Source organism: Mucilaginibacter sp. RCC_168, assembly GCF_041355315.1.
Classification (GTDB): domain Bacteria; phylum Bacteroidota; class Bacteroidia; order Sphingobacteriales; family Sphingobacteriaceae; genus Mucilaginibacter.
This window is the reverse complement of record NZ_JBFUPN010000081.1, coordinates 1-613: the sequence shown is the minus strand read 5'-3', so window position 1 is coordinate 613 and position 613 is coordinate 1. Positions and strand designations below refer to the sequence as shown.

Annotated in this window: 1 protein-coding gene; it reads right to left on the bottom strand. The window is 42.9% G+C overall.

Annotation, left to right across the window (positions count from 1 at the left end; translation table 11 throughout):
- Positions 1 to 569 (bottom strand): AMP-binding protein (locus AB6735_RS28045; protein WP_370999490.1); only part of this gene is annotated, 569 nt, incomplete at its 3' end.
- Positions 570 to 613 lie beyond the last annotated feature (44 nt).

Genomic DNA, 613 nt, shown 5'->3' with positions numbered 1-613 from the left:
CCACTCCCCCCGATATAAAGCTCTCCACTCACACCAACCGGACACAAACACCGGTTTGTATCCAATACATAAACCTGGCGGTGAGTAAGAGGAACTCCTATAGGAATAGATGGCCAGTTATGTGGTATCTCATCCTTAATGACATAGTAAGTAGAAAACGTGGTGGCCTCTGTCGGACCGTATACATGTACAAGAGACTCCGAAGTCTTTCTGAAAGGCAAAGCAGCCCGTATACGTGGTATAGAAGCATTTTCTCCGCCGAAATATATTTTGTCAAAGTGTTTCAGAAATGCAGGCCCAATATCTATGAAGTTATTCAATAAAGCCGTGGTTATAAACATGATATTTACTTCGTGGGTGGCGATGAAATCAATCAGTCTTGTACCTGATAACAGCCTTGTCTTATCGATCATGTATATGCACGCACCGTTTAGAACCGATCCGAAAATATCGAATACCGATCCGTCAAATCCGTAATTCGACAGTTGAAGAATTTTGTCACCTGCTGTGATCGTGGTATAATTTGTATCCCTGACCAAACTGACGACATTCCTGTGTTCGACAATCACCCCTTTGGGATGTCCCGTTGACCCTGATGTATAGATTACATATG